Consider the following 1,414-nt stretch of genomic DNA (forward strand, 5'->3'; position numbering starts at 1 on the left):
TGGGAATGAAATGAGCGCCTCCCGCCCTGCGCCGACGCTATAACTACAACAGCGGCGGATTCTCGATTTCGTTTGGGAGGATCATGGGTCTTCCCAAACCGGTTCGGAGAACACCCATGAAGCTCACGCCCGTCGGAATCGACATTGCAAAGAACATGATGCAAGTGCATTACGTTGATGCGAATACAGGTGAGATCGTAAATCGGTCCGTGAAGCGCGCGAAGTTCTTAGAACACTTCGCAAACTGTGCGCCGTGTTTAATCGGAATGGAAGCTTGCGGTGGCGCGCATCATTGGGCCCGGCAACTCACCAAGATGGGACACCAGGTCAAACTGATGCCGGCGGAGTTCGTGAAGGCTTTCAACATCAGGAACAAAAACGACAGTGCGGATGCGCGCGCAATTTGGCTTGCGGTACAGCAGCCGAGCAAACCAGTTGCAGTCAAGACTGAAAGTCAACAGGCGATGCTTGCGCTTCATCGTGCGCGAGAACAACTGGTAGCTTTCCGCACGATGCAGATAAACGGTCTTCGTGGGATGTTGACCGAATACGGCGAAGTGATGAACAAAGGCCGTGCTGCTCTGATTGAAGCTATACCGCAAGTTCTCGCCCGCGTTGCAGCGCGATTGCCAGCAGTTCTGATCGATACCTTACGCGAACAATGGAGCCGGATTGCCGAACTCGATGAGCAAATCGCCCGAATCGAACGACGCATGCGGGACTGGCGGAAGGATGATCCTGCGGTCAAAGCGATATGCGAGATTCCGGGCGTTGGCCTGCTCACAGGAACGGCGGCGGTCGCGATGATGGGTGATGTCAAGGCATTTAAGTCCGGCCGCGAGTTTGCTGCTTGGATCGGGCTTGTCCCGAAACAAACGGGTTCAGGCGGGAGGGTGCAACTTCACGGTATCAGTAAACGCGGAAACGGATATCTCCGAATGCTGCTCGTGCATGGTGCACGTAGTGTACTGAACAACGCAAAAGACCCCGGTCTTTGGGTCGAACAACTGAAAAAGCGGCGGCCAACGAATGTCGTTGTCGTTGCACTGGCAAACAAGTTGGCCAGAACTATCTGGGCGGTTCTCGCACACGGCCATCCGTATGAGAAGGGATATGTTAGCGAGAAGCCGATCGTGAAGGTCGTATAGCGCAGGAACGAAGAAGGAATGGTTTAGAACAAAGGTTGCGCGGGCAGCGTATGTGATGACATGACAGGTCGGACCGGGATTCGCTAAACCTGAAAATTCCATGGGGCTTCGAGCTCGATGTGGGAGTGAGGTGCGAGTCAGCGGATTTCATAGGGGGCCGCAGCAGGTTGAATCGCTGCCACAAGCCCGGATATAGAGCAGCAACCCATCCTGTCACGGAGTGAGCATATCGATGCTTGTGCAAAGGGAGGCGCTCATATAGAGGA

1 protein-coding gene is annotated in these 1,414 nt (G+C 54.6%); it reads left to right on the forward strand.

Translation table 11 applies throughout. The annotated features are described in order from the left end of the window. Positions 1–116 precede the first annotated feature (116 nt). Positions 117–1,148 carry an IS110 family RNA-guided transposase gene (locus tag NCT05_RS36620; protein ID WP_250504795.1) on the forward strand — a complete coding sequence of 344 codons (1,032 nt, stop codon included), beginning with the start codon at positions 117–119 and terminating at the stop codon, positions 1,146–1,148. The last annotated feature ends 266 nt before the right edge of the window (positions 1,149–1,414 follow it).

Origin of the sequence: Caballeronia sp. AZ7_KS35 (assembly GCF_023631045.1) — a bacterium.
Classification (GTDB): Bacteria; Pseudomonadota; Gammaproteobacteria; order Burkholderiales; family Burkholderiaceae; genus Caballeronia; species Caballeronia zhejiangensis.